23 protein-coding genes are annotated in these 23982 nt (G+C 38.3%); 12 read left to right on the top strand and 11 right to left on the bottom strand.

The window, feature by feature from the left end; translation table 11 throughout:
- Positions 1 to 49 precede the first annotated feature (49 nt).
- Complete coding sequence (locus LQ201_RS15705) at positions 50 to 1300, top strand: metallophosphoesterase (protein WP_230144404.1); 1251 nt, start codon at positions 50 to 52, stop codon at positions 1298 to 1300.
- Between the two features lie 114 nt (positions 1301 to 1414).
- On the opposite strand, the gene LQ201_RS15700 is transcribed toward LQ201_RS15705, so the two are convergent.
- From LQ201_RS15700 to LQ201_RS15690, 3 genes are all read right to left on the bottom strand, one after another.
- Positions 1415 to 2104, bottom strand: a complete 690-nt coding sequence (locus LQ201_RS15700) for a response regulator transcription factor (RefSeq protein ID WP_029274172.1) — start codon at positions 2102 to 2104, stop codon at positions 1415 to 1417.
- Between the two features lie 91 nt (positions 2105 to 2195).
- Positions 2196 to 3869 (bottom strand): sensor histidine kinase KdpD, encoded by a 1674-nt coding sequence (locus LQ201_RS15695; RefSeq protein WP_230144403.1) that lies wholly within the window; start codon positions 3867 to 3869, stop codon positions 2196 to 2198.
- Between the two features lie 3 nt (positions 3870 to 3872).
- The gene (locus LQ201_RS15690) at positions 3873 to 5756 is read right to left on the bottom strand and encodes a prolyl oligopeptidase family serine peptidase (RefSeq protein ID WP_230144402.1); all 1884 of its coding nucleotides are present in this window, start codon (positions 5754 to 5756) and stop codon (positions 3873 to 3875) included.
- A gap of 229 nt (positions 5757 to 5985) precedes the next feature.
- Here LQ201_RS15690 and LQ201_RS15685 point away from each other — a divergent pair, with 229 nt between their 5' ends.
- Positions 5986 to 7809 carry a tetratricopeptide repeat protein gene (locus LQ201_RS15685; protein ID WP_230144401.1) on the top strand — a complete coding sequence of 608 codons (1824 nt, stop codon included), beginning with the start codon at positions 5986 to 5988 and terminating at the stop codon, positions 7807 to 7809.
- A gap of 95 nt (positions 7810 to 7904) precedes the next feature.
- Here the strand turns inward: LQ201_RS15685 and LQ201_RS15680 are convergent, their stop codons facing one another.
- Positions 7905 to 8486 carry a GNAT family N-acetyltransferase gene (locus tag LQ201_RS15680; RefSeq protein ID WP_230144400.1) on the bottom strand — a complete coding sequence of 194 codons (582 nt, stop codon included), beginning with the start codon at positions 8484 to 8486 and terminating at the stop codon, positions 7905 to 7907.
- A complete protein-coding gene (locus LQ201_RS15675) occupies positions 8479 to 8742 on the bottom strand; it encodes a hypothetical protein (protein WP_215124987.1) in 264 nt (87 codons plus the stop codon). Before LQ201_RS15675 ends, LQ201_RS15680 begins: the two co-directional genes overlap by 8 nt.
- A 108-nt stretch (positions 8743 to 8850) precedes the next feature.
- On the opposite strand from LQ201_RS15675, the gene LQ201_RS15670 reads away from it, so the two are divergent.
- Positions 8851 to 9153 carry a DUF4286 family protein gene (locus tag LQ201_RS15670; RefSeq protein ID WP_230144399.1) on the top strand — a complete coding sequence of 101 codons (303 nt, stop codon included), beginning with the start codon at positions 8851 to 8853 and terminating at the stop codon, positions 9151 to 9153.
- 84 nt (positions 9154 to 9237) lie between these two features.
- On the opposite strand, the gene LQ201_RS15665 is transcribed toward LQ201_RS15670, so the two are convergent.
- From LQ201_RS15665 to dtd, 3 genes are all read right to left on the bottom strand, one after another.
- Positions 9238 to 9564 (bottom strand): nucleotide pyrophosphohydrolase, encoded by a 327-nt coding sequence (locus tag LQ201_RS15665; RefSeq protein WP_230144398.1) that lies wholly within the window; start codon positions 9562 to 9564, stop codon positions 9238 to 9240.
- A complete protein-coding gene (locus tag LQ201_RS15660) occupies positions 9554 to 11095 on the bottom strand; it encodes a glycosyltransferase family 39 protein (RefSeq protein WP_230144397.1) in 1542 nt (513 codons plus the stop codon). Before LQ201_RS15660 ends, LQ201_RS15665 begins: the two co-directional genes overlap by 11 nt.
- A gap of 89 nt (positions 11096 to 11184) precedes the next feature.
- Entirely contained in the window at positions 11185 to 11637 is a 453-nt protein-coding gene (dtd, locus tag LQ201_RS15655; protein ID WP_230144396.1) for a D-aminoacyl-tRNA deacylase, read from the bottom strand.
- 30 nt (positions 11638 to 11667) lie between these two features.
- Here dtd and LQ201_RS15650 point away from each other — a divergent pair, with 30 nt between their 5' ends.
- Together LQ201_RS15650 and LQ201_RS15645 are read left to right on the top strand one after the other, a co-directional pair.
- Positions 11668 to 12693, top strand: coding sequence for a hypothetical protein (locus LQ201_RS15650; protein ID WP_230144395.1), 1026 nt, complete (start codon positions 11668 to 11670; stop codon positions 12691 to 12693).
- Positions 12659 to 15115: a hypothetical protein gene (locus LQ201_RS15645; RefSeq protein WP_230144394.1), complete on the top strand. Its 2457-nt coding sequence runs from the start codon at positions 12659 to 12661 to the stop codon at positions 15113 to 15115. The genes LQ201_RS15650 and LQ201_RS15645 overlap by 35 nt, the downstream gene beginning before the upstream one ends.
- A gap of 138 nt (positions 15116 to 15253) precedes the next feature.
- On the opposite strand, the gene LQ201_RS15640 is transcribed toward LQ201_RS15645, so the two are convergent.
- The gene (locus LQ201_RS15640; protein ID WP_215124980.1) at positions 15254 to 16300 is read right to left on the bottom strand and encodes a 3-oxoacyl-ACP synthase III family protein; all 1047 of its coding nucleotides are present in this window, start codon (positions 16298 to 16300) and stop codon (positions 15254 to 15256) included.
- 154 nt (positions 16301 to 16454) lie between these two features.
- Between LQ201_RS15640 and LQ201_RS15635 the strand changes: the two genes are divergently transcribed.
- Positions 16455 to 16736, top strand: coding sequence for an ATP-dependent Clp protease adaptor ClpS (locus LQ201_RS15635; RefSeq protein ID WP_029274160.1), 282 nt, complete (start codon positions 16455 to 16457; stop codon positions 16734 to 16736).
- A 121-nt stretch (positions 16737 to 16857) separates the two neighbouring features.
- Here LQ201_RS15635 and LQ201_RS15630 read toward each other — a convergent pair whose 3' ends face one another.
- Both LQ201_RS15630 and rsmA read right to left on the bottom strand, forming a co-directional pair.
- Positions 16858 to 17457 carry a thioredoxin family protein gene (locus tag LQ201_RS15630; protein WP_230144393.1) on the bottom strand — a complete coding sequence of 200 codons (600 nt, stop codon included), beginning with the start codon at positions 17455 to 17457 and terminating at the stop codon, positions 16858 to 16860.
- A gap of 79 nt (positions 17458 to 17536) precedes the next feature.
- A complete protein-coding gene (rsmA, locus tag LQ201_RS15625) occupies positions 17537 to 18322 on the bottom strand; it encodes a 16S rRNA (adenine(1518)-N(6)/adenine(1519)-N(6))-dimethyltransferase RsmA (RefSeq protein WP_230144392.1) in 786 nt (261 codons plus the stop codon).
- A gap of 194 nt (positions 18323 to 18516) precedes the next feature.
- On the opposite strand from rsmA, the gene pdxA reads away from it, so the two are divergent.
- From pdxA to plsX, 6 genes are all read left to right on the top strand, one after another.
- Positions 18517 to 19596 carry a 4-hydroxythreonine-4-phosphate dehydrogenase PdxA gene (gene pdxA, locus LQ201_RS15620; protein WP_230144391.1) on the top strand — a complete coding sequence of 360 codons (1080 nt, stop codon included), beginning with the start codon at positions 18517 to 18519 and terminating at the stop codon, positions 19594 to 19596.
- 238 nt (positions 19597 to 19834) lie between these two features.
- A complete protein-coding gene (locus LQ201_RS15615; protein WP_230144390.1) occupies positions 19835 to 21013 on the top strand; it encodes a nitrate/nitrite transporter in 1179 nt (392 codons plus the stop codon).
- A 185-nt stretch (positions 21014 to 21198) separates the two neighbouring features.
- Positions 21199 to 22041: a sulfurtransferase gene (locus LQ201_RS15610; protein ID WP_230144389.1), complete on the top strand. Its 843-nt coding sequence runs from the start codon at positions 21199 to 21201 to the stop codon at positions 22039 to 22041.
- Between the two features lie 159 nt (positions 22042 to 22200).
- The gene (locus LQ201_RS15605; RefSeq protein WP_230144388.1) at positions 22201 to 22731 is read left to right on the top strand and encodes a DUF177 domain-containing protein; all 531 of its coding nucleotides are present in this window, start codon (positions 22201 to 22203) and stop codon (positions 22729 to 22731) included.
- Positions 22732 to 22746: 15 nt separating this feature from the next.
- Complete coding sequence (rpmF, locus tag LQ201_RS15600) at positions 22747 to 22938, top strand: 50S ribosomal protein L32 (protein ID WP_025143959.1); 192 nt, start codon at positions 22747 to 22749, stop codon at positions 22936 to 22938.
- A gap of 101 nt (positions 22939 to 23039) precedes the next feature.
- Positions 23040 to 23978 (top strand): phosphate acyltransferase PlsX, encoded by a 939-nt coding sequence (gene plsX, locus LQ201_RS15595; RefSeq protein WP_230144387.1) that lies wholly within the window; start codon positions 23040 to 23042, stop codon positions 23976 to 23978.
- Positions 23979 to 23982 lie beyond the last annotated feature (4 nt).

Raw genomic sequence — 23982 nt, 5'->3', positions numbered from 1 at the left:
TCAAAAGAACCTGTCTAAATTTTTAATTTAACTCGAATAACCCGATCGTATGGGAAGACTACCTTTCATCATTGCCGCCTGCATATTCATCATTGCTTTTGACATTTATTGTTACAAAGCCATAATCGCTGTTTTTAAAAAATGGAAACCGACTACTAAAAAAGTATTCGCTATTGCCTATTGGAGTTATAGCCTGCTTTTGATTTTCGGCGTTTTCTGCGGCATTTACCTCAACCTTTTCCTTACGTTAAGGGCCATTATTTTGGTTGCCTTCTTTTTAACCGTTGCCTGTAAACTGGCTATGCTTCCATTTTTGATCCTGGATGATTTACGAAGGTTATTCATTAAAATTTTCAGGAGGAACAAAAAAAGTGAAGTTTCAACAGCACAAAGTACAACAGCAGAACCCATTTCACGCTCTGAGTTTCTGGTTAAAGCCGGATTGGTAGCAGCAGCGGTACCCTTAACTTCATTAAGCTGGGGCATTATTTCTGGCGCATACGATTACCAGGTGCGACGGGTAAATTTAATCCTCCCTAACCTACCCAAAGCGTTTGACGGCATTACCATGGGACAGATTTCGGATATCCACTCTGGAAGCTTTTACAATAAAACAGCCGTAAAGGGCGGTGTAGAAATGCTATTGGGCGAGAAACCCGATTTCGTATTTTTTACCGGCGATTTAGTAAATAACCTTACCAACGAGGTAAGAGATTATCAGGATATATTTTCGAAAGTAAAAGCACCTCTAGGTGTATATTCAACATTGGGAAACCACGATTATGGTGATTATTTTTTTGGCAAAGAATCTTCTCCTGCCAAGGTAAAAAACCTGAAAGATATGGTTGATGTGCATAAGGTAATGGGATACGATTTACTAATGAACGAAAACCGGAGACTAAAAGTAGATGGAGAAGAGATCGGAATTTTAGGTATCGAAAACTGGGGAATGGGCCGCTTCCCTAAATATGGAAAAATGGAGCTTGCAGTTCAACATACAGACGATTTACCGGTTAAACTTTTGCTTAGTCACGATCCTTCGCACTGGCGTGGAGAAGTTTTAAAGAAATATCCGCAAATAGATGCAATGTTCAGTGGCCATACACATGGAATGCAGTTTGGCGTTCGTTTCAAAGAGGTTCAATGGAGCCCGGTGCAATACATCTACAAAGAATGGGCGGGTTTGTACCAGGAGCAAAAACAACAGCTTTACGTTAATGTGGGCTATGGCTTTTTAGGTTATCCGGGCAGGGTTGGTATTTTACCTGAGATAACTATATTTACTTTGAAGAGGGCGTAGACTAAACATAAGTGAATTTCGAATGATTGAGTTTTGAATGATTGAATGAGAGAATATCGGCATCAGGCCTAAAACATTCGCTAATTCAATCATTCTCTCATTCAAGAATTATATTTATCCCGCATTAAAGCGATAACCTACTCCCCTAACAGTCTGTAACAATTGTGGATTATCAGGGTTTAATTCTATCTTCTTACGTAAGCGCACAATATGCATATCAAGTGTTCTGGTATTCACATCAGAGTTGTAACCCCACACCACCAACATCAATTCGTCACGGTTAATAACTTTACCTGGGTTGCGCAAGAAATAAAGGAGGATACGGTTTTCCAATATCGTTAATTCGATTTTCTTTCCATCTCTAAACAACGTATGGATGTTTGGATGATGTTCCATATTACCAAAACGGTGAATTTCGGCAGTATCTTTATTCACAATAAATTTCACCTTACTCTCCAACATCGCAACCAAAACATCCATATTAAATGGTTTGGTGATATAATCAGATGCACCAAAGTTATAGGCGTCAATTTTATCAACATCCTGCGCTTTTGCAGTCATCATAATGATCAGGTTTTCGAATCCTTGCTTGCGCACATTCTCGCAAACTTCGGCGCCCTGTTTACCCGGCATCATCCAATCCAATAAAACAATATCAGGCTGATCGGCAACAATCATTCTTTCACCAGCTTCGCCATCATTTGCTTCAAGCACAGTATAACCTTCAGCCTTTAAACGGTGGGCCACAAGAAAGCGAAGATTTTCATCATCTTCTACAATTAATATTTTTACTTCTTTTGACATTTGTATGTGTGTTTTATATGCGGTTGTAATGTTGAAACGCTGTAATGTTTAAAGGGTTAAACTCAACTTACAACCTTCCAACTCCTAAAATTTAACTATTATAAGGCAGTACAATCTTAAATTCAGTACCGCTTCCTACTTTACTTTTTACAGAGATTTCTCCCTCCATAAAGTTAACCAGTTCTTTGCAGAATGCCAAACCCAGGCCTACACTGCCCATTTGGTTATATTCGTTCTGAATCCTGAAAAACTTCTTAAATATATTGTTTAATTCTGATGCTGCGATACCTATTCCCTTATCGGCAAACCGGAAAACCAGCACCCCTTTAATCAACTTTGCACTAATGTGTAATTTTTTCTGTTCTGGTTTCGAATATTTGTAGGCATTCTCTGCCAGATTATCGAATAAACTCCCTAATAGTACCGGATCGGTAATAAAGGTTTTAAAGCCCACCACCTCATAGGTAATCTTAAAATCGGGATGTTTTAATGTATGCGATTCGACGGTACTTTCAATAAAATCTACAATATTAACTTCTTCCTGATTCAGTTTAATCGCCTTATTTTCAATCTGTGTAAAGGCCAATAGTTTGTTCATTAAGCCATTCAGCTTGTCGGCTTCTTCATCCAGGATCTTGCCATAAAGCTGCTGTTCCCTCTGGCTTAATGTAGTAGCACTTTTAATATTGTTTCCCGCAATCTTAATCACGCTGACGGGCGTTTTAAACTCATGCGTAAGGTTATTCACAAAATCGTACTGCAGCTTAAACATTTTGCTATTGATATTCAGGTTACGGTAAATCAAAAAAGCAACCAATAAAAGTACGCCGTACACCAATAAAAGCACCAGGGCGATCGGCATGAAGTAAATAAAAATTTCTTTCTTGATGTAAGATCTTGATGAAATAAGGTAGAGCTTAAAATCAGAAAATGCGCCCGGCAGAGCAATTTCGGTATTAATATTTTCTTCAGAAGTATCAATCGGATCGTAAGTCAACGGCTCAATCCTGATCGTTTGGTACAGCAATGGCCTGGTATTGATGATCTTTATTTTATGTGCATCGAGATTAAAAACCAGTACATCCTGTTGATAAACAGGCGCTGGATTTAATTTCCGTCTGATCATATCTTTATAGGCCCTTAAATCTTCCCGACGGGGAATATTTAAATAGGTGATTTTATTTTCATTCGAGTTAACGATAGAAAAATTAGTAAACAATTCCTCTTGTGTAGGTACCAATGCTGTATCCAGATCCTCAACAAAAGTGGCAAGTTTTATGGCTATTGCATTAAAATCGCTCCCTACATTAAAAGATTTGGTATCATCTTCTGAATATAATTTTACCGAATCGGGTTTAACACCTTTGCCAAACTGAAAAATAGATTTAGGGCCAATACCTAAGTGGTTTGCATTGATCCCATCCTTCACAGGAACATTCTTCACCTCGGTATCGTAAAAAGTAACCTTCGAGATAAAAGGATATTTTAACATCACGGTATCTACAAATTTTGCTGCTGTAGAAGAATCTAAAAAGCCACTATAATATGAAATCTCGGGCATTTTGTTCTGAAAGAAATCATTATAAGGCTTAATACTCTGCTCTAGCACGTTTACTTTCTCAGATACAAAATCGTTCTCAATCGATTTCTTGCTGTAGTTAAACGCCAAAAAAAGCGATAGAATAAAAAGAATGGAAATGAGTACAATGAAGGTTATACCGAGCGAGAAATTTTTACGATATCCACTTTTTTTATCTAAGGCCATACCCTATTTCTTACCTAGATTTTCCTGTAAAAATTCTTCTAATGCTTTGTACAGAGCCGTTCTACTTTGTTGACGTACGATAGGGTTTGGGCCTTCTTCCTTTTCGATATAGGTAACCTGAACATTCCGTTTTTTCAGCTCTTTAATAAACTGAACACCTTCAGCCACATTAACGCGAGGATCCTTAGGGTTCTGCGCTATAAAAACAGGCGCTTTAAACCGGTCGGCATGGAAAACAGGTGATGCAAACCGCATATAATCGGTATCTGTTACCGGATTGCCTACAATTTCATAATACATCTGCAAATTCGCTTTTAAAAACGGCGGGATGGTTTTCAGGTAACTGAACAAATTGATTACTCCTGAATTTGATCCGCCACATTTATAAAGATCGGGATTTTTATACAAACAATTTAATGCAATATAACCACCAAAACCATTGCCATAAATGGCGATTTTTTTAGGATTGGCAATTTTTTTGGCAATTAACCATTTTACGCCATCGTTAACGTCTTCCTGGATTTTATCGCTCCACTGCTTAAAACCAGCGGCATAAAAAGATTTACCATAGCCGGTAGACCCACGATAGTTTACTTGTAAAACAGCATAGCCACGGTTAGCCAAGAATTGAACTTCTGCATTATAGCCCCAACTATTTCGCCCTGCAGGGCCATTATGCGGCAGAACCACTACAGGCAAATTAACAGCCTTTTTATTTTTTGGTAGGGTTAAGTAACCGTTAATGGTTAAATTATCCGAACTTTTAAAACAGATTGGTTTCATGGCACTCATATCGCCCTGTTTAATAGATGGGCTAATATCAGTTAGTTTTTTAAGTTTATTCTCACTAACGGTATAGAGATAATAAGACCCCGGATTTTTATCGGTAAATGTTCTTACCACAAAAACCTTGTCCATTTTATCTTTATCCATAATTTTCCATTCGGTACCTGGTAAAAGCCGATCTATTTTGGAGTAAGTAATCTTCGTACTGTCATCAAGGTAATATTTTTCCTTTTTCCAGGTTTCGCAGGTTACAAAAAGCATTTTCTTTTGTGGCCGCGAATATTTTGCATCTACTACGTTTAAGGTATCGTTTGCAAAAAGTACCTGTTTTTCTTTACCTGTTTTTAGATCGAGTGCCACTAGTGCATTCTTATCTCTATTTACATTTGAAATGGCATAAAGTATATTAGGCTGGCTTTCTGAGAAGGCAACTGGCTGTAAAGTGGTTTCGAAATTGTTGGTAATTACCGGAGCAAAGGCCTGGTTTTCGTTTTCCCGGTACATCAAGGTTTCGTTCACCCCATCACTCGCAACAGCAATTTTCAACACTCCTCTATTATCTGTCATCCATTCGGTAATATTTCCAGGGTTTTTAGCTGCAATATCCATTTTACCGTTCCTAACATTTAGGCGGTAAACATCGAAAACTGTCGAATCGCGTTTATTGGATGCAACAATAATGTATTTATCATCAATTAACTGATCTTCTATTACCCTTAACCTACTTTTCTCGTTGGCACTCAGCTGAACCTGCTTGCTTCCATCTTTATTGATCACAAAAATATCCGATTTGCGCTCTTTAGATTCGTCTTCAGCATAATAAATCAACTCGTTATTGCTGGTCCAGAAGTGAAAACTGATATTCTTCCCATTCAAATGGGTTAACTGAAGACTGTTTCCGGTAGCAAGATCTTCAACGAAAAGATCAAGTTTTTTATCATGAAGCTTTAAATAGGAAAGACTTTTCCCGTCCGGAGAAATGCGATAATAGGCCTTATCCTGCGTTTTAAAAAAATCGTCCACAGGAATAGTATCATTGTTAGCACCTTTACAGGCCCAGATCAATGCAACCATTAACAATAGAAAAATCTTTTTTAGCATAAATAAATCCTTTACGGGATGACAAAAATAAGTATCATAACAACTTAACTGCGATTTACACCAACAATGTTACTTATGCAATCAAATAATAAGTCGTGGTTCAATTTAGTATTTATAAAATACCTACAAAATAAAATACAGGTAACATTTAAAATACGTTTAATATCAATTGATGCTTTAGCTAAAGATGTATTAAAATGTTACATTTAAAACTTATAATTTAGGGTTTATGAACCGCTTGCTTTTCATCATATTCTTATTTCTATCTCTTGGGGCCAATGCACAAATCTTCCGTCCCAATCAACAGATTGCACCTGATGAAAGTAGCCTGGCCATTCAATACTATAATGATGGTGATTATGAAAAAGCAGTTGTGCTACTGGAAAAACTTTATGCCATACCCAATAACGAAGCCTATTTCGATATTTACTTTAATACATTGGTAAAATTGAAGCGTTATGATGTTGCGGAGAAAGTGGTTAAAAGGGAAATTAAAAAAAATCCACAGGGTGATGTTTATCCAATAGCATTGGGCAAACTTTATCAAGAGAAGGGTGATGTACAAGCGGCAAACAAGATTTTTACCGATGTTATTAATAAACTTCCAAAAGATGAATTTAAGGTCAGGAATTTAGCCAATAGTTTTTATCGTTTCGAAAATTATGAATTTGCGGTTCAAACTTTTAAGCAGGGAAGAAAACTGTTGGGCAACGATCAACTCTTCGCCTTTGAGCTATTAAATATCTACCGTTTTAAAAAGGATAAGTCCATGCTCATGCAGGAATATCTTGATGCGCTTGGAACAATGCCTCAGCTTTTACCACAGGCTGAAGCCGTACTCGCCTCTATTTTTGAAGATAAAAACGATTACCAAACCTTTCAGGCAGCCATTTTAAGGAAAATACAGAAAGAGCCCGATGCCGAAATTTATATTCAGTTACTCACCTGGAACTATATTCAACAACAGGAATTTGATATGGCCCTGCGCCAACTAATTGCATACGATAAACGCACCAAAGCTGATGGAGGCACCTTGTTTAATGCCATTTATACCTTTGTTGACAATGGCGCATACGAAACAGCGATTAAAGCTTACGATTACCTGTTAACTAAAGGAAAGGATAACCAGTATTATCTTCCTTCAAAAATAGAAATGCTGAATACCAAGTATAACCTGCGTACCAACGGGAAATATACAGTAGCCGATCTTGATCTGTTAGCGAAAGATTATCAGGCCTTACTGGACGAAAACGGCAAGAACAGAAACACGCTTTTCGCGATAAAAAAACTCGCAAACTTGCAGGCTTACTATTTAAATCAACCCAGTAGTGCAGAAAAAGAGCTTGAAGAAGCCATAAAAATGCCAGGCATTAACGATCAGGAGTTAGGCCAACTGAAACTCGATTTAGGCGATATCTATATTTTAACCAACCAACCCTGGGAAGCTTTTTTAGTATACGAGCAAGTGAGCAAACAATTTGAAGGACAACCCGTAGGAAATGAGGCACGTTTCAGGAGTGCTAAACTTTCCTTTTATCAGGGTAATTTCGAATACAGCAATGGCCAATGCCTGGTTTTAAAGGCTGCGACTTCACAACTCATTGCAAACGATGCGCTGAATCTGAGTTTACTCATTAACGATAATATTCAAACCCCTGCTGATAGCAACGCGCTAAAAATGTATGCCGATGCGGAGATGCTTTTATTCAGAAACCTCCCTGAACGAGCAGTTAAAAAAATGGATAGTATTGCGATGGCGTTTCCACAAAATAGCCTAACCGATGCGATAATGATGAGTAAAGCAAGAATTCTCATCAAAGCCAACGATTTCCAAAAGGCAGCCGATATCTTGAAAAAGGTAACTGAAGATTTTAAAGATGGGATTTGGACAGACGATGCGCTTTTTACATTGGGCGACCTTTATGAAAAGAAATTGAACGACATCGCACAGGCCAAAATCTATTTCCAAAAACTGATTACGGATTACCCGGGGAGCATGTTCAGTGCCGAAGCCAGGAAAAGGTTTAGGAATTTACGTGGAGATGGGGTATAGTTCAGTGGTTCATTAGTCATTAGTTCATTCGTAATGGTTAATTGTTGTAACTGGTTAATTGACTCCAAACGCCTATCGCTAAACGCCAAACCAACCTATCGTTTCCAGTCCCAAACTACAACATTCCATTCTACCGCGCTGTTATCTGTATAAGTATGAATAACCTCGAAACCAATACGTTTATGTGCATTCATCGATCGTAAATTGATGCTTGCAATTTCGGTGATTGCGAAATCGTATTTAGATTTAGAATAATCTTTATAAGCCTGATAACATTGATCGAACAAACCTTTACCACGATAAGCCTGACTAACGCAAACCTGCCCTACAACGATATAGGAATAGGAAGAAACGGATTTACCGTGATATTGGATGTGATCGAAACTTTCGTACATTTCAACCAATCTTGGGATATCATTTTTAGATTCCTCAGTCATTGCTAACACATAAGCCACTACCAATTCTTCATCTTTTGCAATAATGTTGGGTTCGTGCCGATGCATCTTTTCCAGATCATCAAGCGAATGCGAAACGGTAACAAAGCCTTCTTCTTTTATTTGTTCTGGAGTTAAATCTTTCTTTAAGTTTTGCTTCTGAAGCTCAAGAATGCCTTCAAGCTCTTTTGTAGTAGAAGATTTGGTAATAATAATCATTTCTGGATAGATGGGATTAGGCATCTAGTGCAATAATAGTTAAGGTTAGCAACAAAACGAAGCAAATTGCTGCCAAAATTAAAATTCTGGCGCCATGCTGCCTATCCGTTAGAGAATAAGAAAAAACCTTTTCGCCAGTATTTAATGTTCTCTTTTTCTTCATTAAATCCCAACCAATCACCAGCCCTAAAATGCCGCCGAAAATTGCAGTTAGGTATCCGGTATAAATATAATTACGAGTGGAATTGTCTATTTTTTGAGAGTCGTTAGTTCGTATCATGCTTAAAAACAATGGGATTCGTCAAATCTAACAGATTGACACCACTTTAAAGAATAAAATCCATTATCATCAATTTTTTAACATTTATATATTATTTACCTTTGTGCCATGTTTTTATATAATGTTACGCTCATCTTAGATGATGCAGCGGCTGAAGAGTGGTTACAGTGGATGCAAGATGTTCATATCCCTGAAGTGATGGCTACGGGTATGTTTATTTCCAACCGTTTATTAAAGGTTGTAGACTCACCGAACGAGGGTGTAACCTATTGCGCACAGTATGTTGCTGAAACATTAGATCATTACAATAAATACCAGGAAATATTTGCCCCTGCTTTACAGGCTGAACTAAACGAAAGATACAAAAACCGCTTTGTGGCATATAGGAGTTTGATGGAGTTCGTTGGCTAAGCCAAAAGAATGATTGAATTTTGAATGATTGAATGTTATTAAATACCCTTTATTCACTCAGTCAAAATTCAATTACTCAATAATTCACTTAAGCTTCTCATTATTCTTATGCCTATCTGCATCGCGGATGCTCTTTTTTTCCAGGTTCTTTTCCAAAGCATCGGTAAGGTTTATGCCTGTTTGATTAGCCAGACAGATTAAAACGAACATCACATCGGCCATTTCATCGGCGAGGTTTACCTCTTCGTCGCTTTTTTTAAACGACTGCTCGCCGTATTTACGGGCCATAATACGGGCTACTTCTCCAACCTCTTCCATCAAAATGGCGGTATTAGTGAGTTCGTTAAAATAGCGGATGCCTGTGGTTTTAATCCAATGGTCTACGGTTTCCTGTGCTTCGTTAATGGTCATGTTTTTCTTCTTCTATTTCTGATTTTATAATGCTAGTCATTTCAATATTGGCACCTTCAAGCAAAAAAACTCCTGCGCCCCTTTCTCTCGTATATGGAGTAGTTACTTCACCAATTTTGGTGATCCTGGCAAAATAGGGCTGCTCTCTCTTCCGCTGTGGATCTTTGTCCTTCCATTCGGTAATCATAATGAAATCTTTGATCGGCTTATCCATTTTAAACCAATACAAGTAATCGGCATTGTATGATACCACATTGATGTTTTTATATTTTGAATAATAATTAATTGCACCTGCTTGCCCATAATTATCTGCACGAACCAATACGGTAGATTTATCTTTAACCATTCCGTAAGCCGAATCAACAAGTGCTGCCAATTCCTTCCAGCCTTGCATATCGGCATAGTCCTGCGGCAGCTCGTGATTTTTACCATCTTCCCATCGCAAGGCACCTACCCGTTCAAATCTCTTATGATGTGCTACAATTTCATCAGGACCATAAACTGGCATAATAAGCGGTATCAAATAAATGAATGAGCCAATATTAAAAGCAAACAGCAATCCCGTTAATATATATTTCTTTGCTAAAACCCGACTTAAATAATGCGCACCAAAAGCCAGTAAAACCGGATATAAACCTAATGCATAATAATCTTTTGCCTTAAAATAGCTAAATACAATAAGTGTAAACAGATAGGAGAGAATAATCCATCTGTATTTGCTGAAATCCTTATAAAAAACAAGGCTGCCAATGCCTGCTAAAAGAATAAAGATCGAACTGATAAAAAAGAGGAACTGTCCGATAAAAAAATCAATCCGGTTTACATGAACCAATTGCGTTGCCTGTAAAAGTTTCATGTGGGCGAGCACCGGAAAGTGATTGTTAATCTGCCAGATTATATTGGGCGAAATGATTAAAAACGCTATCAAAACGGCCAGATAAAGATATTTATCGGTAAATATTTTTCGTTTTGATGTAATGAGTATAGCTGGTAGTAAACCAATGATGAGAAAAAGGATGTTGTATTTATTTAAAAAACCTAAAGCGACAAAAATGGCAAAGGCATACAGATATCTGGCTTCGTTTTTATCGAAATATTTTAACAGATAATAGAATATAGCTGTCCAAGCTAAAACATCGAAAGAGTTGGGCTGGTAAAGGGTATTTAGTCTGAGCAGAGCAGAACACAGGCAGGCTACAGCAACCAGGCATTTTGCCAATAGGTTACCCTTTAAAAAACCGACAATTTTCCAACAGTATAATATAGTGAAGGCACCTAATAATGCAGGAACAAATTTTACCACGAAATATCCATTGCCAAAAGCTTTAATAAGCCATGAAAATAGCGAGGTTAATGGCGGAACTGAGGTGAAACCCGCAGCGAGGTGGTTCGCCTGATCTAAATGCAGAAATTCATCACGGTGCAATTCGTAAACTGAATTGACCAATACAAAAGATAACACTAACTTTAAAATCAGAAAAAACGCAAGACAACTGTATTCCGCTAGCCGGTTCGGATTTTTATCCTTCATATTAGCTTAGGTTAAATTTTGGAATAAATTAATATTGTTTTTTGACAATTTAAGACTTCATAAGTTACGCCGCTACTTTTTAAATTGAATTATTCCTTATCTTTTGTATCAATCAAAATCGTAACTGGTCCATCGTTTAAAAGTGCGATTTTCATATCAGCACCAAAAATTCCGGTTTTTACTTTTTTACCCAATAAATGCGATAGCTTTTCGATCATTTTCTCATAAAGTGGAATCGCCACATCTGGTCGTGCTGCCCTTGTAAAACCCGGACGGTTTCCTTTTTTGGTAGATGCAAATAAGGTAAACTGACTGATCAATAAAATATCTCCACCCACATCGGCAAGTGCTTTATTCATCATTCCGTTTTCATCTCCAAAAACGCGCATACCGATAATTTTCTGCGCTAACCAATCCAAATCCTCTAAAGCATCGGCCTCTTCTATGCCTAACAACACTAAAAGTCCCGTATCAATCGCTCCTGTTGCCTCACCGTCAACCGTGCAACTTGCCTGTGTAACTCTTTGTAAAACTGCCCGCATTTTATACTACTTTTGCTCAATAAAATTGATATGCGCAAGATAAGTATTTTAGTGATTTCTGTGTTTCTCTTCCTTGGTTGTAAGCAAAAATCAATTGTTCACCCTACTTTTTATTATTGGAAAACGGATTATCAGAACAAAAAGGAAGAAACCAGTTATCTTGATCAATTTAAATCTAAATCTTTGTACGTGCGGATTATGGATGTAGATTTTAATCCAGATCTTCAGCTGCCTGTACCCATTTCGCCAATTAAATTTTCAGATCCGTTACCCAAACAGATCGATATTATCCCTGTTGTGTTTATCGTTAACGAGGTTTTTAACAAGATTGACACCATGCAAACAGCGGTTATGGCCGATCGAATTGTCAAATTTATAGCTGCAAAGGTAAAACAGTCCGGAAAGCAAAATTATGCGGAATTACAGATTGATTGTGATTGGACCAAAGGCACCAGAAACAGGTATTTTAAATTTCTCGAACAATTAAAGGCGAATCCGCTTTTAAAAGGCAAAAGCATTTCAGTAACCTTGCGGTTGCATCAGGTTAAAAACATCGTATCAAGCGGAGTGCCGCCAGTAGAAAAGGCCATTTTAATGTGTTACAACATGGGTAATCTGCGTAAATATGGTGAACAAAATTCCATATTGGATCAGCACGAAATGGATCTTTACCTTAAAGATTACCTTGAGCGATATCCCTTGTCACTTGATGTAGCCTTACCTATTTTTGAATGGGCAGTGGTATTCAGGAACGGGCAATATGCGGGTATCTCCAAACGAATAGGCAAAATCCAGATCGGGGATAAAAAACTTTTTAAACAGAGGGGAAATTCCATTCTCTATGATCTTTTGGCTGATTATCCTGTAGCCGGATTAAAAAAAGGAGATGTGTTAAGGTGGGAAGAGATTTCCACTGAAGATTTACTTTCGGCCTCCAAATTTTTATCCCGATATTTAAGCCCTAGAGACCGGAACCTCGTTTTTTACCATTTAGACACCGACCTTTTAAAACATTTTACTAATGAAGACGTTCAAAAAGTTATCGCTAATTTTTAGTGTATTCCTAATTACTTTTTTCGGCGAAATTGCCGTAAATCTTGCCTGTGGTGGCGAGATAGATCCTTATGATTACTACATTTCTTATTTCCACAACAACATAGAAGGGGATGAATATTCGCCGTTCGCCTACAACCAGATGGTTTACCTCAACAGCGAAACGGATATCGAAAGCGAGCCAGATATCAATAGTCGTGAATGGGCGAAATACCTCAATGTTAAAAAAGAAGATGTGCTAAAAGTAATGTATAAAACAGATAGTGCCACTGACGTAAAACTCGTTAATTTTGAAGGTAACGTTTCGCAATTACCCGATAGCTTACAACAGAATAGTTTTATCAAGGCGTTAAGCAAACGCAAAGAATCACTAAAGTATTATCAATTCGCCAAAAGCTGTGAACCTTTGGCCAATGTGGATTTTAGTCTTTGGGACCCTAATCCCCGTGATACGACCGCCATGGGTTCAAAAGCCCAGGAAGGTCTAAAATTAACAGAAGCAGAGAAAGACGATTTTCTTAAACTGCGCTACGCTTACCAAGCTGAACGGATGTTTCATTTTGCAGGATTGCATGCCGAAAGCAAATCAACCTACGAAAAGTATATCAAAACCAGTAAGGTAAACAGTGCGGTTAAGGGCTGGGCATTGGCACTCTATGCCGGATCGACCCGTAGATTGGGAAATCCGGAAGAATCAGCCTTTTTATTCTCGAAGGTTTTTGCAAGCAATCCGGAGCGAAGGGTACAGGCTTATAAAAATTATTATTACACCAGTTCGCCTGTTAACGGAGCGTTAAAATATGCCAAAACCAATAACGAGAAAGCCAATATCTGGGCGATAAACGGCTTTGGAGATGCTGATTCGGGTATAGAAAGTCTGAATAAAGTTTATCAGTACGAACCAAAAAGCCAGCTTAATGGAACACTGTTGGTGCGCGAAGTAAATAAATTAGAACAAGATCTTATCGAGGCGAACGATATTGCCAAAATTGGCTATAATTATTATTTTTCGGATAACGGCAATTCTAAATATAAAGACAGTTTAAAAAACATCAATTTAAAACACCTAAATGAAATCAGGAATTTTGCAGTAAAACTGGCTACCGAAAAAAAATATCCACAGCCTGAGCTGGGCACGTTAACAGCAGCTTATTTATCGTGGATGGAGAACAAAGATTTTCTGGCGACAAATTATCTTGCCATTCTAAAACCAGATAAATTGCCAGAAAGATTACGCAACCAATACCGCATTACCGACTTATTAATCAAGGCAAAAAACATCAAAAAAGGAAATCCTTTTAATGAGAACGATTTATTGCCGACTTTAAAATGGCTCGACGAAAAACGTTTCGCAGAGAATAGCGAGCAACCAAAAGGACCATATTATTATGATACAGATCGTGCCAGCAAACGCTTTAGCAGAACGACCAGGAATTTTTATCAGCAAATATTGGCATCAGCTTATTTGAGTATGGGCGATACTGCAAAAGCGGCATTAGCAATGGTTAAAGGCGACCTGGAATATAAAACGTTAAAAGAGAATTCACTTTTCCAGAATATGAGTTACCAAAGTATTGCCTTTTGGCAGAAAAACTTAAGTCCGAAAAGCATGCAGGGCTTAGCTGTTTATAAAGCCAGGGCAACAGGCAATGATGTTACCGCTTTGTTGGCATCGGCTTTAAACCAGCTTAAAAACGATGATTTTTATGAACTTTTTGGGACAACTTATTTACGCACACATCAATATGATAAGGCTGTTCAAATGTTTGCAAAGGTTTCGCCAGGTTACAAATATTTTAACCCTGATAACTGGTACGCTGATGAAGCCAACGCAAAACTTTATGCTAATCCTTTCATCGAAACGATAAACGATTATCCTAAAAAATATGTAACAGCGAAAACATCAATTACGAAAAAAGCTTTTGCCGCCGAAATGCTCCGCTTGCAGAAATTAACCATTAGTGATAAAAAGAACGCGGCGCTTTATTATTATAAAATGGCTAATGCAGTTTACCAAACAGGTTATTTTGGAAACAGCTGGTTTTTAATCAGTTATGACTGGTCGTCATACGACAACAGCAACCCCGCAAAATATGTATACGATGGTGATTATAAAAAAGCGCAAACGGCAAAAGCCTGGTATTTAAAAGCTAGGGCATTAAGCACCAATGCCGATTTTAAAGCAAAATGTACATTTATGTTGGCTAAATGTTTGCAGAAACAGATCATCATGAATGCAAACCCGCTATCATTTTATTATTACGATAAAAAAGATGTGAAATGGAGAAATTTCATCAAGGCTAATTACAATAATCCTTATCTTAAAGAATTAAGGTTTAATTATGCCAAAACGCCTTTTTATGCTGTTGCGGCGGGCGAGTGTAGTTATTTAGGAGATTTTATTAAGCCAAAAACACAAAACTAGGCCCCTCGAACTACGTCACTATTAAGAGCTTCAAATGAACGGTCGTCATCTCGACCGAAGCAACGCGGAGTGGAGAGATCTTTAGATATAGATTTCTCCACTCCGCGTTGCACTTCGCTCGAAATGACGAATCTATGGTTACCACCTAATCAGTGCGCTGGCCCAGGTAAAGCCCGATCCGAATGCGGCAAGGCAAACCAGATCGCCATCTTTAATTTTGCCTGCTTCCCAGGCTTCGCACAAGGCGATAGGAACAGAAGCTGCTGTGGTATTTCCATATTTCTGGATATTATTAAAAACCTGATCATCATTTAGACCCAACAACTGCTGTACATACTGGCTGATACGCAGGTTTGCCTGATGTGGCACCAACATATCAATATCTTTTTCCGTTAAATTATTTGCGGCCAAAGCCTCTTTAATTACTTCAGGAAATTTTACCACCGCTTTTTTGAAAACCGATGGCCCATCCATATAAGGTAAAGCGGCACCGCTATCCAAAATTTCCTGCGTCATAAATAAGCCACCCAACTCCTGTTCAGGATAGGCAGGTTTATCTTTCAACCATTTATTGGCGTGAGAACCTGGATAATACATGGCCAGGATTTCGGCATCGGCACCATCGCTATGCAAATGCGTACTTAAAATCCCTTTTCCGGGTTCATCTGTAGGCTGTAATACCACAGCGCCAGCACCATCGCCAAAAATCACCGATACATTACGGCTACGGGTTTCGAAATCCATCGCGAACGAATGTTTCTCGCTTCCCACTACCAGCACATTTTTATACATACCTGTTTTTACAAACTGATCGGCCACAGAAAGGGCATAAACAAAACCCGAACACTGGTTGCGGATATCTAAAGCACCAATTTCACCCATGCCCATTTCGCGCTGCAATAATACGCCACAACCCGGGAAATAATAATCGGGGCTTAATGTGGCAAAAACTATAAAATCGACATCCTTCGCAGTAATCCCAGCCCTTTCAATCGCGATTTTGGCTGCCTCAATACCCATGGTGGTAGTGGTTTCCTCGTTACGATCGGCAAAACGGCGCTCTTTAATACCGGTACGTTCCTGGATCCACGCATCGTTGGTATCCATAAAACGGCTTAAATCATCGTTGGTATATACATTTTTCGGAACGTAGTAACCTATTCCGGCTATTTTAGACTGGTGCATACTCGTGTTATTATAATTTGGTTAAACAAAGTTAGTTAATTAAAAAAGATATGAGCGCTGCGATTTGAGCCGTGAGATTTCATCGCAATATCCTAAAATCTAATATCTCAGTCCAATACCTAAAATCTTCTAAATTATTGTTTATTTTTGCGCCATGTCTACAGAAACCAAAGAAGAGACCTTTACGCTCGAAGAAATTTTAACTTCCCTAAAAACCGTACATCGCCTTATTTTGTGGAATGATGATATCAATACTTTCGATCATGTGATCTACTGCATGATGAAATATCTCGATTATAACGAATCGCAGGCTGAAAAAATTGCCTGGAAAGTACATAATGATGGAAAATGCCCTGTTTTGGAAGGTTCATTTACTGAGATGGAAGTTTATCGTAAAATTTTACAGCAAGAGGGACTAACTGTTTCTGTTGATTAAATTTACGAAGTAAGATTTTTTCTACGAATCGTCATGCTGAACTTGTTTCAGCATCTATCCAGTTGTTAAGATCCTGAAATAAATTCAGGATGACGACCTGCGAAGAACGCAGTCACAGGTATTACCCTTCCAACCCCTCCAACAGTTCATTTAATCCGGCCTGTGTAGTCTGCGTTTTATCTTTAGCGTACCAGCCGTGAAGTTTTTCTGCCAAAATTGGCATTTCAGTACTTTCTTTTCTCCACTCTTTTAAAAGCTCCTGCAAAATTTGTGGCCTTGGGCCCCAGGTTCCTAAAACCTGATCTGCTGATTCGTTTAACACAATTAAAACCGGAATAGCTCTTCCACCATTGGTTAAATGCGCATCAATTAAGGGCAAATTTTTATCTCTAAGCACAAATTTCAGATCAATTTTACCTAATGACGCAGTCGCGATTTTATTGAACACCGGAACAATCTGGGCAGCATCGCCACACCAGCCTTCGGTAATCACTAAAAATTTATAATTTTCTTTAAGATGATCAATGGTCGAAGTCAACTCATCGGTTAAGCTAACTGTTTTATCCACGCGATTCATCCTTTGCACATTCATTTTAGTATAGTGCAAATCGTAAGTTACATCACCAGTAGCCTTTCCCTCTAATAGAAGTTGATCAATCAATGCACGATAGGTTTGATAATCCATTCCTTGTGTGCTGAAAATTTCGCTGTAATTAACCATGATGTTTAAAATTATGTCGCAAAGGAAAGGAGAAATTCAATGAAAATAATCACGGATTTGCAAGAATCGCTTCGCGGATTTAAACCTCCATCAACTTACTCACATGCTGCGTTAAAGCCACAAAATCTGCAACAGTTAACTGCTCTGCGCGTTTCTCAAAATAAATATGATCGTCCATTTTATCCTTAGGCATCACCGCAGAAACAGCATTACGCAAAGTTTTTCTCCGCTGGTTAAAACCCGCCTTAACCACCCGCCAGAATAATTTTTCATCACAGTCTAAAGTCTCCACTTCGTTTCTGGTTAAACGGATTACTGCAGAGTGTACTTTTGGAGGTGGATTAAAAGTACCCGGCTTAACCGTAAACAGGTATTCGATTTTATAATAGGCCTGAAGAAATACACTCAGAATTCCATAATCCTTACTTCCAGCAGGTGAAGCACAACGTTGGGCAACTTCTTTCTGAAACATCCCAACCATTTCTACAACCTTGTTGCGGTTATCTAAAATCTTAAATAAAATCTGCGAAGATATATTGTATGGAAAATTACCAATAATGGCAAATTGACCTGGAAAAATAGCATTCAAATCGAGTTTCAAAAAATCGCCATTAATCAATCGATCGCCAAGCTGGGGATACTTTTCATTTAAAAAATGGAAAGACTCGGTATCGATATCGATAAGATAAGTTTCTAAGTCTTTACGCTGCAGCAAAAAATCAGATAGAATTCCCATCCCTGGCCCTACCTCTAAAACCTGATTGTATTTATCGGTATTTACCAATGCCTCTACAATGCGGTTGGCAATGCTTTTATCGGTTAAAAAATGTTGGCCTAAATGTTTTTTCGCTTTTACTAAACTCATCTTTTCTTTTTATTTTGCCACGGAGGCACAGAAATCGCAGAAAAATTTTATCGAAGAATGAGATTATCCTATTTCTTTTCCGTGTAAACCGTGTTTCTGTGGCTACTCTATTTTGTACAAAATAACTAATTTTTATCCGGTAAGCACCTGTTTAAACGAAAATCAGTAATTTGCGCTAAAATTTTCCAGTAATTATGAGCGATAAACTTAAAATTGGCATCAGTATAGGCGACGTAAACGGCATAGGTTTAGAGGTAATCATTAAAACATTATCTAATCCTGCCATTTTAAATTATTGCACACCGATTGTTTATGGCCATACCAAGGTTTCATCTTTTCATAGAAAAGCAAATAACCTGGGCGATTTTAGTTTTAATGTAGTTAGCCATGCCAACCAGGCACAGCCAAAAAAGGCAAACATGATTAATTGCTGGGAAGAGGATGTGAAAATCGAATTGGGGCAGGTTACGGCAACAGGCGGAAAATATGCACTTTTATCACTTGAGCGTGCAACAGCCGATCTGGTAAATGGCGATATCGATGCACTGGTTACTGCTCCGATCAATAAACATAACATTCAATCAGAAACTTTTGCTTTTCCCGGCCATACCGAATACCTGCAGGAAAAAAGTGGCAGTAAAGATGTGCTGATGTTTTTGATCAGCGAAAATTTACGCGTAGGTGTAGTTACTGGTCACATTCCGGTGAAAGATGTTCCAACCTCGATTACAAAAGAGAAAATTATCGGTAAGCTAAAACTGATTAACGAAAGCCTGAAAAAAGACTTTTGGATCGAAAAACCAAAAATTGCCGTTTTAGGCTTAAACCCGCATGCCAGCGATAATGGTTTATTGGGTGCCGAAGAGGCTGAAATTATTACACCGGCTATTCAGGAAGCCTACGATAAAGGTATTGTTTGTTTTGGCCCATACCCTGCTGATGGCTTTTTCGGCAATGGTAGCTACAAACAGTTTGATGCCGTTTTGGCCATGTACCATGACCAGGGCTTAATTCCTTTCAAAACATTAGCTTTCCATAATGGCGTAAATTATACCGCCGGTTTAAACTTCGTGCGTACTTCTCCCGATCATGGAACGGGCTACGATATTGCGGGTAAAGACCTGGCTGATTCTACTTCATTTACCGAAGCACTGTTTTCGGCCATCCATATTGTAAAAAAACGTAGGGAGCAAGAAGAAATGCTGGGCAATCAGTTGCGTACAGGTGGAAAAGTGGTTGAAACGCAGTTTGATATTAAAGATGATGCTTCTTAAAAGGTAGAAAGACTAAAGCTGAAAGACCAAAGTTTTATTAAACTCAGATCTGTAAGGCAGCTTAGGTGGTCATTTTTTTTTTGCAAAGCATGGTCTTGTGTTTCATAGGTTCCGAAAGTCCTGCTATGCGTTCCAATCTTTTTGTGATTTTCATACTGAGCTTGTCGAAGCACCATATCAAAAAATATTTCCACTACTATCAGGTTTATTTTAGGTAAAATTGTGCATCAAATTCAAAATGAGCGGCACTAAAAAACCCAATTACATTCTTCCCACAATTGTTATTGCACAGTTTCTCTGTACATCGCTGTGGTTTGCTGGCAATGCGGTATTACCAGATTTTGTTAAAAGCTTCCCAACAGAAACAAATCTATTGGCCAACCTCACCAGCATGGTACAGTTTGGTTTCATCAGCGGAACATTAGTTTTCGCTTTTTTTGCCATTTCCGATATTTTTTCACCCTCAAAAGTGTTCTTTATCTGCGGAATTGCAGCTGCCTTGTTTAATCTGGGCATTTGTTTAGAACTAGCCGATGTCCGTTTATTGTTGCTTTTTCGCTTTTTAACTGGTTTTATGTTGGCTGGAATTTATCCTGTCGGCATGAAAATAGCATCCGATTACTTTAAAGATGGGCTAGGGAAATCGTTGGGTTTTTTAGTTGGTGCTTTGGTTTTCGGCACTGCCTTCCCTCATCTATTAAAAACATTTACAGCAAATTTTCCCTGGCACTACGTAATCTTTGCTACTTCGGGATTATCTCTGATTGGTGCAATTGCTATTTTATGGTTTGTGCCAAACGGTCCATTTAGAACTGCCGGACAGAAATTCGATTTCCGCTCTTGTTTTAATGGCTTTAAAAATCCTGATTTTCGATCTGCTGCTTTCGGCTATTTCGGGCACATGTGGGAACTTTATACCTTTTGGGCTTTTTTACCCGGCATGCTGTTGCTTTACAACACTAAACATGCACATGCAACTTTAAATATACCGCTGTTTTCGTTCTTAATTATCGCATCGGGAGGTTTATCTTGCATGATCGGCGGTTTGCTCTCACAAAAATTTGGTGCAAAACGGATTGCCACCATTGCGCTGTCCATTTCGGGCTTATGCTGCCTGCTCTCGCCGCTTTTCCTATTCTGCGGCTCGATATATCCTTTTCTTGTATTTTTATTTTGCTGGGGCTTGTCTGGCACGGCCGATTCGCCCTTGTTTTCTTCTTTAATTGCCAAACATGCCCCCCAAAGCCTGCGGGGAACTTCGTTAACACTGGTAAATTGTATCGGCTTTGCCATTACGATTATTAGCATCCAGGTGATTAATCTTTTGGCAAAAGAAATGAATTCGCATTATCTTTATATGGTTTTGGCTGTTGGTCCAGTTTTGGGGCTATGGGCACTTATAAGAAAAACAACTTAAAATGCGCCTATTTGGGATTATATTAATTGTAATAAGAGTTTTGATGGGGTTTTCGCTATGATGCCTTTTTCTTATCGCCACGAAATAGACACTAAAGTTAGTAAGACTGGAGAATATTCTTTTATATGGCTTCCAATATTAATTACTGGAATTATAATTACATTAGTTATCCCTAAAAAACATAGATGAACACAAAATTATCACCCATTATAAAACCAGCAGAATTAACCTGGTTAAACCAAGACGATGAAATCGTAATTATCGATGCCAGTGCCGGATCAAAAGCAAGATATGACGAGCAACACCTTGCTGGTGCGCTCTTTGCTGATGTAAATAACGATTTAGCCAACATTGGCGATTTTGCCATTGGCGGAAGGCATCCCTTACCAACATTCGACCAGTTTTCTGCTGTTTTACAGCGACTTGGCATCACAAAAGACAGCCATGTGATTGTTTACGATGATAAAAACGGCGGTAACGCCGCTGCGAGGCTGTGGTGGATGCTAAAAGCAATCGGTCATGAAAAAATACAGGTAATTGATGGAGGCTTTCAGGCGGCTGTTAAAGCAGGTTTTCCGACTACAGATAAAGTAGAAATTCCAAAATCTGTCGAAAAATACGAAATCACAGCATGGAACTTACCGTTATCAGATATCAATGAGGTAGAAAAAGTTGCCAAAACCGACGATTATATTGTGATTGACGTGCGCGATGCCAACCGTTTTGCAGGCCTTACCGAACCTATCGATTTAATTGCAGGGCATATCCCTGGTGCGGCAAATATTCCATATACCGAAAATTTGGATGCTACGGGTGCTTTCCTGGCCCCTGAAATATTGAAAGAAAAATATGCTGAAGCTTTGGCCCACGTTAAACCCGAAAACGTAATTGTACATTGTGGCTCGGGCATTACCGCCTGCCATACGCTATTAGCTATGGATTATGCCGGTTTACCCATCCCTAAGCTTTATGTTGGTTCCTGGAGCGAGTGGAGCAGAAATAACAAGGAAATGGTATTGGCAGACTAACCTTCTTACATACCTTACAGGTTTCAGAAACCTGTAAGGTCTTTCAGTATTTCGATTAACATTCTGAAAACCTGTCCGATTAACATCAACAATTTTTAAAAAACATTTTTAATCTAATTATTTTATCCCTACATTTGCAGGCTAAAATTTTACAGTACTTTGAACCCACTAAAACAATTTTCATTACCGTTTACCGGATTAAAATTGGGAACTCATCAGTTTGATTATGAGCTTGATGACGCCTTTTTTAATGCATTTGAGTATTCGTTAATTAAAAGTGGAAATTTAAAAGTAGACCTGGAACTTGAGAAACAAGAGACCATGTTGCTTCTAAAATTCAAAGTTATTGGCACAGTTAATTTAGATTGCGATAAATGTTTATCTGAGTTTTCGTTACCTGTAAATCTTTATGAAAGGCAGATTGTAAAGTTTGCTGAAGATGAACTGGAGAGCGATGACGAAGAAATTATTTCGCTAAGCCGTAAAGATACCGAGATTGATATATCGGGTCCTCTATACGAAATGATTAATGTAGCGGTACCTTATATCAAAAACTGCGAGCAGGCAGATAAAGATTGCGATCAGGAGATGATTGACCGTTTAAATCAATTATCGATCGAAAAGCAGGCTGAAGAAAATGAACAAACAAGCGACCCACGTTGGGAAGCCCTTAATAAGTTAAAAAAATAATTAGATTATACACCAATGGCACATCCAAAACGGAAAATCTCGAAACAGAGAAAAAATAAAAGAAGAACACACTATAAAGCGGTTACTCCTTCTTTAGCAACATGCTCGGCAACAGGTGCTATTCACGTACCTCACCGTGCTTACAACGTTGATGGTAACTTATACTACAACGGCAAACTGGTTATCGAAAATACTCAGATAGGGTAATTTTCTTAAAAAATTGTTTGTGTTTTCAGCGGCTTTAGTCATACCTTAGTCAACTGAAAAATTCAGGATTACACCTGACTTAACACAAACAGATTTTTTCTATGAAAATAGGCCTCGACATAATGGGCGGAGACTATGCTCCCAAAGCAATTGTTTTGGGAGCAATAGCTGCTCATCAATCGCTTAACGCTGGAGAGCATTTAGTTCTTATTGGCGATACCGAACAGATTAAACCCATTCTTGCAGAAGAAGGTTTTAATCCAGATCATTTTGAATACGTTCATACTGATGAAGTAATTGGTATGGGCGAACATCCCACCAAAGCAATCGTTCAGAAACCAAATTCGAGCATAGCAGTTGGTTTTAACCTTTTAAAAGAAGGCAAAATCGATTCTTTCGCAAGTGCTGGTAACTCTGGAGCCATGTTGGTTGGCGCAGTTTTTAGCGTTAAAACCATTACGGGCATTATCCGCCCTTGTTTATGTACAATTCTTCCAAAAATTAAAGGTGGTACTGGCTTACTGTTAGATGTAGGTGCTAATGCCGACTGCAAACCCGATATTTTATTACAATTTGGTGTTTTAGGCAGTTTATATGCAGAAAATCTTTTGCAGATAAATGATCCGAAAGTTGCCCTGATAAATATTGGCGAAGAAGATGAGAAAGGAAATATGCTAAGCATGGCTACTTTTCCGTTAATGAAAGAAACCAACCTTTTCAACTTTGTGGGCAATGTGGAAGGACGAGATTTATTTAACGATAAAGCCGATGTAATTGTGTGCGACGGTTTTACCGGAAATATAATGCTAAAATTAGCAGAATCGTTTTACGTACTTACCATCAAAAAGGGACTTAAAGATGAGTTCTTCGATCGTTTTAATTATGAACAATACGGTGGAAGTCCGGTTCTAGGCGTTAACGCTCCCGTTGTTATCGGACATGGAATTTCTAGTCCGCTGGCTGTTAAAAATATGGTTCTACAATCCAGAGAAATGATCACTACAGGATTGGTAGAAAAGATTAGAATGGCATTTAAATAATTTA

It is taken from the genome of Pedobacter sp. Bi126, from assembly GCF_918698245.1.
Taxonomy (GTDB): domain Bacteria; phylum Bacteroidota; class Bacteroidia; order Sphingobacteriales; family Sphingobacteriaceae; genus Pedobacter.
This window is presented reverse-complemented; position numbering and strand designations above follow the sequence as displayed.

Coding starts and splice junctions, on each gene's coding strand:
- LQ201_RS15645 (WP_230144394.1), top strand. CDS start 12,659: ATGAAGACGTTCAAAAAGTTATCGCTAATTTTTAGTGTATTCCTAATT.
- dtd (WP_230144396.1), bottom strand. CDS start 11,637: ATGCGGGCAGTTTTACAAAGAGTTACACAGGCAAGTTGCACGGTTGAC.
- LQ201_RS15615 (WP_230144390.1), top strand. CDS start 19,835: ATGAGCGGCACTAAAAAACCCAATTACATTCTTCCCACAATTGTTATT.
- LQ201_RS15610 (WP_230144389.1), top strand. CDS start 21,199: ATGAACACAAAATTATCACCCATTATAAAACCAGCAGAATTAACCTGG.
- rpmF (WP_025143959.1), top strand. CDS start 22,747: ATGGCACATCCAAAACGGAAAATCTCGAAACAGAGAAAAAATAAAAGA.
- rsmA (WP_230144392.1), bottom strand. CDS start 18,322: ATGAGTTTAGTAAAAGCGAAAAAACATTTAGGCCAACATTTTTTAACC.
- LQ201_RS15670 (WP_230144399.1), top strand. CDS start 8,851: ATGTTTTTATATAATGTTACGCTCATCTTAGATGATGCAGCGGCTGAA.
- LQ201_RS15685 (WP_230144401.1), top strand. CDS start 5,986: ATGAACCGCTTGCTTTTCATCATATTCTTATTTCTATCTCTTGGGGCC.
- LQ201_RS15695 (WP_230144403.1), bottom strand. CDS start 3,869: ATGGCCTTAGATAAAAAAAGTGGATATCGTAAAAATTTCTCGCTCGGT.
- LQ201_RS15640 (WP_215124980.1), bottom strand. CDS start 16,300: ATGCACCAGTCTAAAATAGCCGGAATAGGTTACTACGTTCCGAAAAAT.
- LQ201_RS15690 (WP_230144402.1), bottom strand. CDS start 5,756: ATGCTAAAAAAGATTTTTCTATTGTTAATGGTTGCATTGATCTGGGCC.
- LQ201_RS15630 (WP_230144393.1), bottom strand. CDS start 17,457: ATGGTTAATTACAGCGAAATTTTCAGCACACAAGGAATGGATTATCAA.
- LQ201_RS15700 (WP_029274172.1), bottom strand. CDS start 2,104: ATGTCAAAAGAAGTAAAAATATTAATTGTAGAAGATGATGAAAATCTT.
- LQ201_RS15635 (WP_029274160.1), top strand. CDS start 16,455: ATGTCTACAGAAACCAAAGAAGAGACCTTTACGCTCGAAGAAATTTTA.
- LQ201_RS15705 (WP_230144404.1), top strand. CDS start 50: ATGGGAAGACTACCTTTCATCATTGCCGCCTGCATATTCATCATTGCT.
- plsX (WP_230144387.1), top strand. CDS start 23,040: ATGAAAATAGGCCTCGACATAATGGGCGGAGACTATGCTCCCAAAGCA.
- LQ201_RS15675 (WP_215124987.1), bottom strand. CDS start 8,742: ATGATACGAACTAACGACTCTCAAAAAATAGACAATTCCACTCGTAAT.
- LQ201_RS15660 (WP_230144397.1), bottom strand. CDS start 11,095: ATGAAGGATAAAAATCCGAACCGGCTAGCGGAATACAGTTGTCTTGCG.
- LQ201_RS15650 (WP_230144395.1), top strand. CDS start 11,668: ATGCGCAAGATAAGTATTTTAGTGATTTCTGTGTTTCTCTTCCTTGGT.
- LQ201_RS15680 (WP_230144400.1), bottom strand. CDS start 8,486: ATGCCTAATCCCATCTATCCAGAAATGATTATTATTACCAAATCTTCT.
- LQ201_RS15665 (WP_230144398.1), bottom strand. CDS start 9,564: ATGACCATTAACGAAGCACAGGAAACCGTAGACCATTGGATTAAAACC.
- pdxA (WP_230144391.1), top strand. CDS start 18,517: ATGAGCGATAAACTTAAAATTGGCATCAGTATAGGCGACGTAAACGGC.